This is a genomic window from Amaricoccus sp. W119 (genome assembly GCF_047275745.1).
Lineage (GTDB): Bacteria > Pseudomonadota > Alphaproteobacteria > Rhodobacterales > Rhodobacteraceae > Amaricoccus.
This window is the reverse complement of record NZ_JBKQWU010000004.1, coordinates 84,442-97,905: the sequence shown is the minus strand read 5'-3', so window position 1 is coordinate 97,905 and position 13,464 is coordinate 84,442. Positions and strand designations below refer to the sequence as shown.

Sequence of the window (13,464 nt, the reverse complement as noted above, 5' to 3'; positions counted from 1 at the left end):
GGCGCGACGGTGGAGGTCTGGCGGAAGCCGGCGGTTCAGGTCGCGTCGGCGCGCTTGCCGTAGCCGATCTTCGTCAGGCTGTCGGTGATCTCGTCGAGGACGACCGGATCGTCGATCGTCGCGGGCGCCTTGTAGTCCTGGCCATCCGCGATCCGCACCATCACGCCGCGCAGGATCTTGCCCGAACGCGTCTTCGGCAGTCGGTCGACCACGACCGCGTCGCGGAAGGCAGCGACCGGACCGATCTTCTCGCGCACGAGCTTGACGCATTCGCGGATGATCTCGTCATGATCGCGCTCGCAGCCCCGGTTGAGACAGAGAAAGCCCATCGGCAGCTGGCCCTTCAGCGCGTCGCTGATCCCGATCACCGCGCATTCGGCCACGTCCGGGTGGCTCGCCAGCACTTCCTCCATGCCCCCGGTCGAGAGCCGGTGCCCCGCGACGTTGATCACGTCATCGGTGCGCGCCATGATGTGCAGGTAGCCGTCCTCGTCGATCATCCCCGCGTCCCCGGTCTCGTAATAGCCGGGGAAGGTCGTGAGGTAGGACTTCAGGTAGCGCTCCTCGGCGTGCCAGAGCGTCGAGAGCGTCCCCGGCGGCAGCGGCAGCTTGATCGCCACCGCGCCCAGTTCGCCGGCGGCGATCGGCTGTCCCTCGGGTGAGAGGATCCGGACATCGTAGCCCGGCAGCGCCAGCGTCGGCGAGCCGAGCTTGACCGGCAGAAGTTCGATCCCCGCGGGATTGGCGCAGATCGGCCAGCCGGTCTCGGTCTGCCACCAGTTGTCGATCACCGGCACGTCGAGCATCCGCGCCGCCCATTCCACCGTGTCGGGGTCCGCGCGCTCGCCGGCGAGATAGAGCGCCCGGAGGCTCGACGTGTCGTAGTCGCGCAGCCGGTCGCCGGCCGGGTCGTCGCGCTTGATCGCCCTGAGCGCGGTCGGCGCGGTGAAGAAGCTCTTCACCTCGTGTTCCTCGATCACCCGCCAGAAGGCCCCGGCATCGGGCGTGCCGACCGGCTTGCCTTCATAGACGACGGTCGTCGCGCCGAGCAGCAACGGCGCGTAGCAGATGTAGGAATGGCCGACGACCCAGCCCACATCGGAGGCGCTCCAGAACACCTCGCCGGGGTTCACCTGATAGACGTTCGGCATCGTCCAGAGGAGCGCGACCATATAGCCCGCGGACGCGCGGACCACGCCCTTCGGCTGGCCGGTCGTGCCCGAGGTGTAGAGGATATAGAGCGGGTCCATGCCGCCCACGGCGACGCAATCGGCGGGCTCCGCCTGTGCGACCGCCGTCGCCCAGTCCTCGTCGCGCCCCTCGACCAGCGCGGCTTCGGACTGGGGCCGCTGGAGGACGAAGCAGAAGTCCGGTTTGGTCTCCGCCATCTCGATCGCCGCGTCGACCATGGGCTTGTAGGCCACGACCCGGCCCGGTTCGATGCCGCAGGAGGCGAGCAGGATCGCCTTCGGGCTCGCATCGTTGATGCGAACCGCCAGTTCCGGCGCCGCGAAACCGCCGAAAACCACCGAATGCACCGCGCCGATCCGGGCGCAGGCCAGCATCGCGACCAGGGCTTCCGGCACCATCGGCATGTAGATGAGCACGCGGTCGCCCTTGGTGATGCCGCGCGCCGCCATCGCGCCGGCGAGGCGCGAGACCTGGTCGAGCAGTTCGGCATAGGTCATCTTCGACTTCGCGCCGGTGACGGGGCTGTCATGGATGATCGCCACCTGATCGCCCCGGCCCGCCGCGACATGACGGTCCACCGCGTTCTGGCAGACGTTGCATTCGGCATCGGCGAACCAGCCGTAGAGCGGCGCCCGGCTCTCGTCGAGCGCCCGGGAGGGAGGACGGATCCAGTCGACCGCCTTGGCGGCCTCGAGCCAGAACGCTTCCGGATCGTTCCGCCAGCCTTCGTAGATGTCCCGGTATGCCATCCTGTCCTCCTCTCGTGACCGCCGCGACCCGGCGGCAAGCTCAGCCGTAGGTATGCACGGGCGCCCCCGCGAGCGCGGCGATATTGAGAAGGCCGCGCGCGGTGATCGAGGGCGTGACGATATGCGCCTGATTGCCCATCCCCATCAGGATCGGCCCGACCTCAAGCCCGCCGGACACCATCTTGATGATGTTGCGGACCGCGCTCGCCGCGTCGGTATTGGCGAAGACCAGCACATTCGCCGCCCCCTGGAGCCGCGAATTCGGGTAGATGCGCGACCGGAGCTCCGGATCGAGCGCCAGATCGGAATGCATCTCGCCCTCGTATTCGAAATCGGCCTCGCGCGCGTCGAGGATCTCGAGCGCCGCCCGCATGCGCCGGCCGGAATCGGTGTCGAGATTGCCGAACTGGGAATGCGAACAGAGCGCGATCTTCGGCTCGACGCCGAAGCGGCGCGCATGGCGCGCGGCCGCGATCACGGTCTCGGCGATCTGCTGGGCCGTGGGTTCCGGGTTTACCTGCGTGTCGGCGACGAAGAGCACCGTCTTCTCCGCGATCATGAGCGACAGCGCGCCGACCGGCGCCAGCGCCGGCGTCGCAAGCACCTGCCGGATATAGTTCAGGTGCCACAGATACTGGCCGAAGGTCCCGCAGATGAGGCTGTCCGCCTCGCCCCGCGCCACCATGACGGCGCCGATCGCCGTCGAATTCGTGCGCATGATCGCGCGGGCGAGATCCGGGGTGACGCCCCGGCGCTGCATGATCTGGTGATAGGTTCCCCAGTACTCGCGGTAGCGCGGGTCGCCTTCCGGGTTCACATAGTCGAAATCCACGCCGACCTGGATCGGCAGCGCCGCCCGTTCGCAGCGGAGTGTCATGACTTCGGGACGGCCGATCAGGATCGGACGGCCGACGCCCTCCTCCAGCATCGCCTGGGCGGCGCGCAGCACGCGCTCGTCCTCGCCCTCGCCGAAGACGATGCGCCGGTCACCCTCGCGCGCCACGTCGAAGACCTGCCGCATGATGAAGGCCGAGCGGTAGACCGAGGCGTTCAGCCGCGACTTGTAGGCTTCGAGATCGTCGAGCGGCCGGGTCGCCACGCCGCTGTCCATCGCCGCCTTGGCGACCGCGCCCGCCACGATCGCGAGCAGCCTCGGGTCGAAGGGCTTCGGGATGAGGTAATCGCGGCCGAAGGAAAGCCGCTCGCCCTGATAGGCGGCCGCGGCCTCGGCGCTCGACGAGGCACGCGCGAGCGCCGCGATCCCCTCGACGCAGGCGATCGACATCTCGTCGTTGATCTCGGTCGCGCCCACGTCGAGCGCGCCCCGGAAGATGAAGGGGAAGCAGAGCACGTTGTTGACCTGGTTCGGATAGTCCGAACGGCCAGTCGCCATGATCACATCGGGATTGGCCGCCCGCGCCTCGGCCGGGTCGATCTCCGGATTGGGGTTGGCGAGCGCGAAGACGATCGGATCGCCGTTCATCCGCTTTACCATCTCGCCGGTCAGCACGCCGGGACCGGAGAGGCCGAGGAACAGATCCGCGCCCTCGATCACCTCGCCGAGCGTGCGAAGCTCGCTCTTCTGCGCGAAGGCGGCCTTCTCGGGGTTCATGTCGATCTCCCGGCCCTCATGGACGAGGCCGTGGATATCGCAGAGCCAGACGTTCTCGCGTTTCACGCCGAGCTTCAGCAGCATGTTGAGGCAGGCGATGCCCGCCGCGCCGCCGCCGGTCGAGACGACCTTGATCTGCTCGAAGGTCTTGTTCGCGACCTTGATCGCGTTGGTCGCCGCGGCGCCGACCACGATCGCCGTGCCGTGCTGGTCGTCGTGGAACACGGGGATGTTCATCTTCTCGCGGCAGAGCCGCTCGACGATGAAGCAGTCGGGCGCCTTGATGTCCTCGAGGTTGATGGCGCCGAAGGTCGGCTCCAGGGAGGCGACGATCTCGGCGAGCTTCACCGGATCCGTTTCGTCCACCTCGATATCGAAACAGTCGATATTGGCGAATTTCTTGAACAGAACCGCCTTGCCTTCCATCACCGGCTTGGAGGCGAGCGCGCCGATATTGCCGAGCCCGAGCACGGCGGAGCCGTTCGAGACCACCGCGACGAGGTTGCCGCGCGCGGTGTAGCGCACGCTGTCCTGGGGGTTCGCCTTGATCTCGAGGCAGGCCTCCGCGACGCCGGGGCTGTAGGCGCGGCTCAGGTCGCGCTGGTTCGCCATCGGTTTCGTCGCGCGGATCTCGAGCTTACCGGGCGTCGGAAACTCGTGGTACTCGAGCGCCGCGGAACGGGCGTCGCTGCTCCCCTCGGACATTGGCTATCCTCCCCTCTCATGGTTGGCCGGGCGTGCCGCCTCCAGGAAGGGCACGCCCAAGCTCATGCTCTGGCAGCGGTCAGAAGGTCAAGGATCTCTCGGGCCGCGCGGGGAATATTGGTACCCGGACCGAAGATCGCGGCGACGCCGGCGTCCTTCAGGAAGGCATAGTCCTGCTGCGGGATCACGCCGCCGCAGATGACGAGGATGTCGCCCGCGCCCTGTTCCCGCAACGCCTCGATCAGTTTCGGCGCCAGCGTCTTGTGGCCCGCCGCCTGGGACGAGATGCCGACGATATGGACATCGTTGTCGACCGCGTCGCGCGCCGCCTCCTCGGGCGTCTGGAAGAGCGGCCCCACGTCCACGTCGAAGCCGATATCGGCGAAGGCGGTCGCGATCACCTTCGCGCCCCGGTCGTGCCCGTCCTGGCCCATCTTGACGACGAGCATCCGGGGCCGCCGCCCTTCGTCCTCGGCGAATTTCGCCACATCCGACTGGATCTGGGCGAAACCCTCGTCGCCCTCGTAGGCCGCGCCATAGACGCCCGCGAGCGTCTTGACCTCGGCGCGGTGCCGCCCAAAGACCTTTTCCATCGCGTCCGAGATCTCCCCGACAGTGGCGCGCGCGCGCGCCGCCTCGACCGCGGCGGCGAGCAGATTGCCGCCCGAACCCGCCGCCTTCTCCAGCGCCGCGAGCGCCGCGTCGCAGGCCGCCTGATCCCGTGTCGCGCGGATCCTTTCGAGCCGCGCGATCTGGGAGTCGCGCACCTTCACATTGTCCACGTCGAGGATCTCGATATGGTCGTCGGTCGAGGGCCGGTACTTGTTGACGCCGACGATGGTTTCCGTGCCGCGGTCGACCGCCGCCTGCCGCCGCGCCGCCGCCTCCTCGATGCGGAGCTTGGGCATGCCCGAGGCCACCGCCTTGGTCATGCCGCCGAGGCTCTCGACTTCCTCGATCAGTTCCCAGGCCTTGGCGGCGATCTCCGCCGTCAGGCTCTCGACGTAGTAGGAGCCGGCGAGCGGATCGACCACGTTGGTGATCCCGGTCTCTTCCTGCAGGATGAGCTGCGTGTTGCGCGCGATCCGGGCGGAGAATTCCGTCGGCAGGGCAATGGCTTCGTCGAGCGCGTTCGTATGCAGGCTCTGCGTGCCGCCGAGCGCCGCGGCCATCGCCTCGTAGGCGGTGCGGATCACGTTGTTGTAGGGGTCCTGCTCCTGCAGGCTCACGCCGCTGGTCTGGCAGTGGGTACGCAGCATCGAGCTCGACGCCTTCTTCGGTTCGAACTCCGACATGATCCGCGCCCAGAGCATCCGCCCGGCGCGCATCTTCGCGACTTCCATGAAGAAGTTCATGCCGATCGCCCAGAAGAACGACAGCCGCCCCGCGAAGACATCGACATCGAGGCCGCTCGCGATCGCCGCGCGGACATATTCGCGCCCGTCCGCCAGCGTGAAGGCCAGTTCCTGCGCCAGGTTCGCGCCCGCCTCCTGCATGTGATAGCCAGAGATCGAGATCGAGTTGAACCGCGGCATCTCCTCCGCCGTGAAGGCGATGATGTCGGAGATGATCCGCATCGAGGGCTCGGGCGGGTAGATGTAGGTGTTGCGGACCATGAACTCCTTCAGGATGTCGTTCTGGATGGTCCCCGAGAGTTGCGCCCTTGAAACCCCCTGTTCCTCGCCCGCGACGATGAAGCTCGCGAGGATCGGGATGACCGCGCCGTTCATCGTCATCGAGACGGAGATCTTCTCGAGCGGGATGCCGTCGAAGAGGATCTTCATGTCCTCGACCGAGTCGATCGCGACGCCCGCCTTGCCGACATCGCCGACGACGCGGGGGTGGTCGCTGTCATAGCCCCGGTGTGTCGCGAGGTCGAAGGCGACCGAGACGCCCTGCTGCCCGGCGGCGAGGTTGCGCCGGTAGAAGGCGTTCGATTCCTCCGCCGTGGAAAAGCCCGCGTATTGCCGGATCGTCCAGGGTCTGCCGGCGTACATCGTGGCCCGCGGTCCCCGCGTGTAGGGCGCGAGACCCGGCAGGGTGTCGAGATGATCGAGCCCCTTCAGGTCCTCCGCCGTGTAGAGCGGTTTCACGTCGATGCCCTCGGGGGTGTTCCAGACCAGGCTCTCCGGCTCCGCGCCCTTCAGTTCCCGCGTCGCCAGCGCCCGCCAGTCATCGAGAGTTGCCTTGCTCATGCCCACGCCCTCCACGTATTCCAGAATCCCGCGCCCGCCCTCTCGCATCCCCGGCCGGACCGCCTATGTTGGGAACAGGATGACGCCCGCATGAAAGTTCGTCTCTTGATGCTCGCGCTCGTCGTCGCCGCGACCGCGGCCCGGGCGCAACCCGATCCCGCGACGGAGGCTCCGACCGCGACCGGCGGGGACGTGCCCGGCGCCACCGCGCCGGAGGCGCGCTCGCCCGAAACCGCGCCGGACGCGCGCTCGCCCGAAACCGCGCCGGAGGCGCGCTCGCCCGACACCGCGCCGGAGGCGCGCTCGATCACAACCGCGCCGGAACCGCCCTCGCTCGACGATCTGCTCTGGGTCGCGCGACCGCTGGTCATCTTCGCCGATACCGACCGCGACCCGAGATACATCCAGCAGATGCGCCGGATCGAGGCCGGGATGGAGGAGCTTTCCGAACGCCAGGTCGTCGTGCTGACCGACACCGATCCCGCCGCCGTCGGGCCGCTGCGCCGCGCGCTCAGGCCGAGGGGTTTCGGCGTCGTGCTGATCGACATCGACGGCCGCGTGGCGCTCCGTCGCCCGGCGCCGATGCAGGTCCGCGAGATCTCGGGCCTCATCGACCGGATGCCGTCCCGCCGCGACGAGACCGGATCGCGCCGGCCGTGAGCCATCACTCGAACTCCATGATCACATCGTCGACCGCGAGGCTGTCGCCGGGCTTCGCGAGGATCTTCGAGACCTTCGCCTTGCGCTCGGCGCGCAGCACGTTCTCCATCTTCATAGCCTCGACCATCGCGAGCGGCTGACCGTCGTAGACCTCGTCACCCTCGGCCACGCTGATCTTCACGATGAGCCCGGGCATCGGGCAGAGGAGCATCTTCGACGTATCGGGCGGTGCCTTCTCGGGCATCTGCGCGGCGAGCGACGCGTGGCGCGGCGAGAGGACGGAGACCTTGAGATCCGCGCCCCGGTGCCGGACCCGGAAGCCGCCGGCGATCGGCTGGACCTTGGCGATCACCGCCTGGCCGCCCACGGTGGCGCGAGCGAGCGGCTCGCCCGGCTGCCAGGTCGAGGAAACGCGCGTGGCGGGGCCGTCGGGGAAGCTGACCGCGCTGTCGCAGCCCTCGCGCTCCACCGAGACCTCGAAGCGCTCCCCGCCGAGTTGCACCACCCAGTCGCGGCCGATGTGGCGCCCGTGGTGCTGGATCGCGCCGAGGATCTTCGACGCCCGCTCCTCGCTCAGCACATGCGCGTGGGCCGCGAAGGCGGCGAGCCGGCGCAGGGTTTCGCGGGGCAGGTCGGCCCCGGCGAAGCCTTCCGGGTATTCCTCGGCGATGAAGGCGGTCGTGATCGCCCCCGAGACGAAGCGCGGATGGTCCATGACCGCGGAGAGGAACGGCAGGTTGTGCCCGATCCCCTCGAGTTCGAAGGCGTCGAGCGCGCCCCGCATCGTCTCGATCGCCGCGTTGCGATCCGGACCCCAGGAGCAGAGCTTGGCGATCATCGGGTCGTAGTACATCGAGATCTCGCCGCCCTCGAAGACGCCGGTATCGTTGCGGACGGCGTGCCCCGAGCCCGCCTCCTCGGCCGGCGGGCGGTAGCGCGTCAGCCGGCCGATCGAGGGCAGGAAGTTGCGGTACGGGTCCTCGGCGTAGAGCCGGCTCTCGATCGCCCAGCCATTGAGCTTCACGTCGTTCTGCGTGATGGCGAGCTTCTCGCCCGCCGCGACCCGGATCATCTGCTCCACGAGATCGACGCCGGTGATGAGTTCGGTCACCGGATGCTCGACCTGAAGCCGCGTGTTCATCTCGAGGAAGTAGAAGTTCCGCTCGCCATCGACGATGAATTCGACCGTGCCCGCGGAGCAGTAGTCCACCGCCTTCGCGAGTGCCACCGCCTGTTCGCCCATGGCCCGCCGGGTCGCGGCGTCGAGGAAGGGCGAGGGCGCCTCCTCGATCACCTTCTGGTTCCGGCGCTGGATCGAGCATTCGCGCTCCCCGAGGTAGATACAGTCGCCGTGCTTGTCGCCGAGCACCTGGATCTCGATATGCCGGGGCTGGGTCACGAACTTCTCGATGAAGATCCGGTCGTCGCCGAAGGAGGACGCGGCCTCGGACTTCGACCGCTCGAAACCCTCGCGCGCCTCGTCGTCCGACCAGGCGATGCGCATCCCCTTGCCGCCGCCGCCGGCCGAGGCCTTGATCATCACCGGATAGCCGATCTCGGTCGCGATCTTTACCGCGTGCTCGGCGTCGTCGATGAGCCCCATGTAGCCCGGCACCGTCGAGACACCCGCCTCGGCGGCAAGTTTCTTCGAGGTGATCTTGTCGCCCATCGCCTCGATCGCGCCGACCGGCGGGCCGATGAAGGCGACGCCGATCTTGTCGAGCGCCTCGGCGAATTCCGCGCGCTCGCTGAGAAAGCCGTAGCCCGGATGCACCGCCTGCGCGCCGGTCCGCTTGATCGCATCGAGGATCTTGTCGATGACGATATAGGACTGGTTCACCGGCGCCGGGCCGATGTTGACCGCCTCGTCGGCCATCGCGACATGGAGGGCGCCGGCGTCGGCGTCCGAATAGACGGCGACGGTCTTGATACCCATCTTGCGCGCCGTCTTGATGACCCGGCAGGCGATCTCGCCCCGGTTCGCGATCAGGATCTTCTCAAACATGGGTCCTCTCAGGGCAATTGATCCGGGCCGTGGCGGCGCCCTGCCAGGTCCGGATCGCTCCGGGCCGGGCGTGCGCCGCCGTCTGGTTGCCGCGCGAAGCGGCGTGTCGCTCCGCCGGCGGTGCCGCGCGGCTTCTAGCGCACCGCGCCGATGCCGCCGCCGACGGCGGCGCCGATGAGCGGCTCGTCGGCGATGACCTGGCCTGCGAGCGCGCCGCCCGCCGCGCCGGTGACGACGCGCTGGGTCCGTGTTTCGCCGCAGGCGGCGAGTAGCAGCGCGGCCCCGAAGACCGCGACCATTCCGAACTTGGCCATGTTTCTTCCTCCCCGAATGTCGCCGGGGCGCCGACGCGGCGGACCCGGATCTCCGCGCCCGTCGCGCGGCCGCAGGGCAAACGCCCGGAATCGCGAACCGATCCAGCGGCGGCCATCAACCGGGCGCTGCCCGCTTCGTCCCGCGGAGCGGCATGGGCCGAAGCCTTCCCGGAGACGAGCCTAGTCATCCTCGAAGATCTCCGGAAAAGCGCGGCGCGCGCGGTCGAGATCGACCCGGAGCAGCGCGTCGTAGCTCGCTGGATCGAACGGGTCCTCGGCGGCGACGATTTCCCGCCCGAAGAGCCAGCCGATCCGGCCGGCGTCGAGATTGCCGCGCTCGAAGGGCGCGTCGCCGAAATGCTCGATCAGCGCGCGCAGGAATTCACGATCGGCGGCGACCTCGACCGGGCGGCGATCCGCGAACCGCTCCCGCGCCTTGATCGGCGTCGCCCCGCCCTTGGAGGCGCGGCGGATCACGAACTGCAGATCCGAACTGGGCAGCCGCCCTGGGAAACCGCGATGCTTCAGCATGGCGTCCCCCCGCGGCTCGGCGAGCGGGATGCCGGGCGGCGCCTCAATCCTCGCCGAGATTCATCACCGCGATCCCCATCGAGACCGCCCCGAAGGTCATCGCGGTCTGAAAGAAGAGCAGGAAGGTCGCGAGCCCGCTCCCGTCCCGCGCCACGACGCCGCCGATCCCGGCGAAATCCGTCCAGATCGCCAGCAGGAGCGCGGAACAGCCCAGCACCATCCCGTTCGCGATATGCGTGAGCATGAACCGGACAAGCCGCGGCAGCGACATCCATAGCCGGCGTATCATCGCTCCGGCCCCTCCCGAGGAATTGCGCGCCCGAGACATGCGCGCCCAAGACATGCGCGCCGAGAACATGCGCGATCGAACCCATGATCGATCCCATGGCCAGTCTACTCCCAATGGCCGCGGCTTGCGAGCGCCGCGCGCTCCCGCTCAGAGCGGAATGTTGTCGTGCTTCTTCCACGGGTTGCTGAGCCGCTTGGTGCGAAGGCTCGCGAAGGCGCGGGCGACGCGGCGGCGCGTGGAATGCGGCATGATGACCTCGTCGATGAAGCCTTTCTCCGCCGCGACGAAGGGGTTGGCGAACCGCGTCTCGTAGTCCTTGGTGCGCGCGCCGATCTTCTCCGCGTCGCCGAGCTCGGAGCGGTAGAGGATCTCGACCGCGCCCTTGGCCCCCATCACCGCGATCTCGGCCGTCGGCCAGGCGTAGTTGAAATCACCGCGCAGATGTTTCGAGCTCATCACGTCATAGGCGCCGCCATAGGCCTTGCGGGTGATCACCGTCACCTTCGGCACCGTCGCCTCGCCGAAGGCGAAGAGCAGTTTCGCGCCGTGCTTGATGATGCCGCCGTATTCCTGGCCCGTCCCCGGAAGGAAGCCCGGCACATCGACGAAGGTCAGGATCGGGATCTCGAAGGCGTCGCAGAACCGCACGAAGCGCGCCGCCTTGCGCGAGGAATCGATGTCGAGACAGCCGGCGAGCACCGTCGGCTGGTTCGCGACCACGCCCACGGTCGAGCCTTCGAGCCGGATGAAGCCGGTCAGGATGTTGCGCGCGAAATCGGCCTGGATCTCGAAGAAATCGCCTTCGTCGGCGATCTTCGTGATCAGTTCCTTCATGTCATAGGGCGTGTTCGCATTCGCGGGGATGAGTGTGTCGAGGCTCTCCTCGATGCGGCCCGGATCGTCGAAGAACGGACGGACCGGCGGCTTTTCGCGATTCGAGAGCGGCAGGAAATCGACCAGCCGCCGGACTTCGAGCAGTGCCACGAGATCGTTCTCATAGGCGCCATCGGCGACCGAGCTCTTGCTCGTATGGGTCTTGGCGCCGCCAAGCTCCTCGGCGGTCACGACCTCGTTCGTCACCGTCTTCACCACGTCCGGGCCGGTCACGAACATGTAGGAGGAATCGCGCACCATGAAGATGAAATCGGTCATCGCGGGGCTGTAGACCGCGCCGCCGGCGCAAGGGCCCATGATGACGGAAATCTGCGGAATGACGCCCGAGGCCATGATGTTGCGCTGGAAGACATCGGCGTAGCCCGCGAGCGAGGCCACGCCCTCCTGGATGCGCGCGCCGCCCGAGTCGTTGAGCCCGATGACCGGCGCGCCGTTCTGCATCGCCATGTCCATGATCTTGCAGATCTTCTCCGCGTGCGTCTCGCTCAGCGAGCCACCGAAGACCGTGAAGTCCTGGCTGAAGACATAGACCTGCCGGCCGTTGACCGTGCCCCAGCCGGTGATCACGCCGTCGCCGGGGAAGGTCGTGTCCGCCATGCCGAAATCGACGCAGCGATGCGTCTTGAACATGTCGAACTCCTCGAAGGAGCCTTCGTCGAGCAGGATCTCCACGCGCTCCCGGGCGGTCAGCTTGCCCTTCGAGTGCTGGGACTTGATGCGCCCCTCGCCGCCGCCAAGCCGGGCCTCCGCCCTGCGGACTTCGAGCTCGTCCAGGATGTCCTTCATGGCGCTCCCCCAATGGCCGTTTGACGGTTTTGTGGCAGATGCGAGCGAACCGGACAAGCATTCAACGGCGAATTTGCAAAGTGCATTGCAAATCATGCCTGAAAATTGCAAACTTGCGAAGTATGGCACATGCACGCAAACTCTACATCGGCGCGAAGCTGCGCGAGATTCGGGTGCGGCTGGCGCTGACCCAGGCGGAATACGCCGCGAGGCTCGGGGTTTCGCTGTCATATCTCAACCAGATGGAGAACAATCACCGGCCGGTCTCGGCGCGGGTCGTGCTGAGTCTCGCCGAGGAATTCGGCATCGATGTGACCGAACTCGCCGCCGGGACCAGCGAACGGCTGGTGGCCGACATGCGCGAGGCGCTGGCCGATCCGGTCTTCGGCGACATCGGCCCGCCGCTCTCCGATCTGCAACTGGTCGCGGCGAACGCGCCGAATCTCGCGCGCGCCTTCCTGACGCTGCATCGCGCGCACCGCCAGGACCGCGAGCGGCTTGCCCGGCTGAACGAGACGCTGGGGCGCGAGGACAATCCGCTCAACCCCCTGCCCTGGGAGGAGGTGCGGGACTTCTTCCACTATTGCGACAACTACATCGACGCGATCGACCGCGCCGCCGAGCGTTTCGCCGCGCAGCTTGGCGAGGGAGACCGGATCGCCGCGATCGAGGGCTGGCTGCGCGCGCGCCACGGCATCGCGCTCGTCCTCACCAGCGCCGCGCCGCTGCGCCGTTACGATCCGGCGGCGAAGGTGCTGAGCCTCGCCGCGCACAGCGGGCGGGCGACCCAGGCGTTCCAGGCGCTGCACCAGATCGCCCTGATCGAACACGGCGATCTCCTGGAGGCGACGCTCGATCTCGCGCGGTTCGGGAGCGAAGCCGCGCGGTCGATCTGCAAGACCGGGCTCGCCAATTATTTCGCCGGCGCCGCGCTCATGCCCTATGGGCGCTTCGTTGAGCGCGCGCAGGTCCTGCGCCACGACCTCGAAGCACTCTCGGGCGAGTTTCACGCCTCGATCGAACAGGTCGGCCAGCGGCTCTCGACGCTGCAGCGGGTGGGCGCGAAGGGCGTGCCCTTCTACTTCGTCCGCGTCGATCAGGCCGGCACGATCACCAAGCGCCATTCGGCGACGCGGCTGCAGTTCACGCGCTTCGGCGGCGGCTGCCCGCTCTGGAACGTGCATCAGGCCTTCGAGACGCCGGGCCGTTTCCTGCGCCAGCTCGCCGAAACGCCGGACGGCGCGCGCTATGTCTGCCTCGCGCGCGCGATCTCCAAGCCGGGCGGCAGCTTCCTGGCCCCGGTCCGGCGCTATGCGATCGGGCTCGGCTGCGAGGTCGCCCATGCCGGCAGCCTTGTCTACGCCGACGATCTCGACACCCGCGACGACGCGGCCTTCCAGCCGATCGGCATCTCCTGCCGCATCTGCGAGCGCCGCGGCTGCCCGCAGCGCGCGGTGCCGCCGATGGAACAGGGCGTCGAGGTCGATCCGAACGAACGCGACCTGCTGCCCTATGTGATCCGGTGACGGCGCG

Annotated in this window: 10 protein-coding genes; 2 read left to right on the top strand and 8 right to left on the bottom strand. The window is 68.1% G+C overall.

Features of this window, described 5'->3' with window-relative positions; translation table 11 throughout:
* Positions 1-35: 35 nt before the first annotated feature.
* The 3 genes from ACLJK8_RS04540 to scpA all read right to left on the bottom strand — a co-directional run bounded on the left by ACLJK8_RS04540 (position 36) and on the right by scpA (position 6,452).
* Positions 36-1,940, bottom strand: coding sequence for a propionyl-CoA synthetase (locus ACLJK8_RS04540; protein ID WP_413148914.1), 1,905 nt, complete (start codon positions 1,938-1,940; stop codon positions 36-38).
* A 40-nt stretch (positions 1,941-1,980) separates the two neighbouring features.
* On the bottom strand, positions 1,981-4,257 hold the full coding sequence (locus ACLJK8_RS04535) for an NADP-dependent malic enzyme (RefSeq protein ID WP_413148913.1): 2,277 nt from the start codon (positions 4,255-4,257) through the stop codon (positions 1,981-1,983).
* Between the two features lie 62 nt (positions 4,258-4,319).
* Positions 4,320-6,452: a methylmalonyl-CoA mutase gene (gene scpA, locus ACLJK8_RS04530; protein WP_413148912.1), complete on the bottom strand. Its 2,133-nt coding sequence runs from the start codon at positions 6,450-6,452 to the stop codon at positions 4,320-4,322.
* Between the two features lie 90 nt (positions 6,453-6,542).
* On the opposite strand from scpA, the gene ACLJK8_RS04525 reads away from it, so the two are divergent.
* Positions 6,543-7,112: a DUF4174 domain-containing protein gene (locus ACLJK8_RS04525; protein ID WP_413148911.1), complete on the top strand. Its 570-nt coding sequence runs from the start codon at positions 6,543-6,545 to the stop codon at positions 7,110-7,112.
* A 4-nt stretch (positions 7,113-7,116) separates the two neighbouring features.
* Here the strand turns inward: ACLJK8_RS04525 and ACLJK8_RS04520 are convergent, their stop codons facing one another.
* The 5 genes from ACLJK8_RS04520 to ACLJK8_RS04500 all read right to left on the bottom strand — a co-directional run bounded on the left by ACLJK8_RS04520 (position 7,117) and on the right by ACLJK8_RS04500 (position 11,931).
* Positions 7,117-9,117, bottom strand: a complete 2,001-nt coding sequence (locus ACLJK8_RS04520) for an acetyl-CoA carboxylase biotin carboxylase subunit (protein WP_413148910.1) — start codon at positions 9,115-9,117, stop codon at positions 7,117-7,119.
* A gap of 134 nt (positions 9,118-9,251) precedes the next feature.
* The gene (locus tag ACLJK8_RS04515; RefSeq protein ID WP_413148909.1) at positions 9,252-9,431 is read right to left on the bottom strand and encodes a hypothetical protein; all 180 of its coding nucleotides are present in this window, start codon (positions 9,429-9,431) and stop codon (positions 9,252-9,254) included.
* A 180-nt stretch (positions 9,432-9,611) separates the two neighbouring features.
* Positions 9,612-9,962 (bottom strand): hypothetical protein, encoded by a 351-nt coding sequence (locus ACLJK8_RS04510; RefSeq protein ID WP_413148908.1) that lies wholly within the window; start codon positions 9,960-9,962, stop codon positions 9,612-9,614.
* A gap of 43 nt (positions 9,963-10,005) precedes the next feature.
* Positions 10,006-10,251, bottom strand: coding sequence for a hypothetical protein (locus ACLJK8_RS04505; protein WP_413148907.1), 246 nt, complete (start codon positions 10,249-10,251; stop codon positions 10,006-10,008).
* 147 nt (positions 10,252-10,398) lie between these two features.
* Positions 10,399-11,931, bottom strand: coding sequence for an acyl-CoA carboxylase subunit beta (locus ACLJK8_RS04500; RefSeq protein ID WP_413148906.1), 1,533 nt, complete (start codon positions 11,929-11,931; stop codon positions 10,399-10,401).
* Positions 11,932-12,053: 122 nt separating this feature from the next.
* On the opposite strand from ACLJK8_RS04500, the gene ACLJK8_RS04495 reads away from it, so the two are divergent.
* A complete protein-coding gene (locus tag ACLJK8_RS04495) occupies positions 12,054-13,457 on the top strand; it encodes a helix-turn-helix domain-containing protein (RefSeq protein ID WP_413148905.1) in 1,404 nt (467 codons plus the stop codon).
* Positions 13,458-13,464 lie beyond the last annotated feature (7 nt).

Coding starts and splice junctions, on each gene's coding strand:
- ACLJK8_RS04540 (WP_413148914.1), bottom strand. CDS start 1,940: ATGGCATACCGGGACATCTACGAAGGCTGGCGGAACGATCCGGAAGCG.
- ACLJK8_RS04535 (WP_413148913.1), bottom strand. CDS start 4,257: ATGTCCGAGGGGAGCAGCGACGCCCGTTCCGCGGCGCTCGAGTACCAC.
- scpA (WP_413148912.1), bottom strand. CDS start 6,452: ATGAGCAAGGCAACTCTCGATGACTGGCGGGCGCTGGCGACGCGGGAA.
- ACLJK8_RS04525 (WP_413148911.1), top strand. CDS start 6,543: ATGAAAGTTCGTCTCTTGATGCTCGCGCTCGTCGTCGCCGCGACCGCG.
- ACLJK8_RS04520 (WP_413148910.1), bottom strand. CDS start 9,117: ATGTTTGAGAAGATCCTGATCGCGAACCGGGGCGAGATCGCCTGCCGG.
- ACLJK8_RS04515 (WP_413148909.1), bottom strand. CDS start 9,431: ATGGCCAAGTTCGGAATGGTCGCGGTCTTCGGGGCCGCGCTGCTACTC.
- ACLJK8_RS04510 (WP_413148908.1), bottom strand. CDS start 9,962: ATGCTGAAGCATCGCGGTTTCCCAGGGCGGCTGCCCAGTTCGGATCTG.
- ACLJK8_RS04505 (WP_413148907.1), bottom strand. CDS start 10,251: ATGATACGCCGGCTATGGATGTCGCTGCCGCGGCTTGTCCGGTTCATG.
- ACLJK8_RS04500 (WP_413148906.1), bottom strand. CDS start 11,931: ATGAAGGACATCCTGGACGAGCTCGAAGTCCGCAGGGCGGAGGCCCGG.
- ACLJK8_RS04495 (WP_413148905.1), top strand. CDS start 12,054: ATGGCACATGCACGCAAACTCTACATCGGCGCGAAGCTGCGCGAGATT.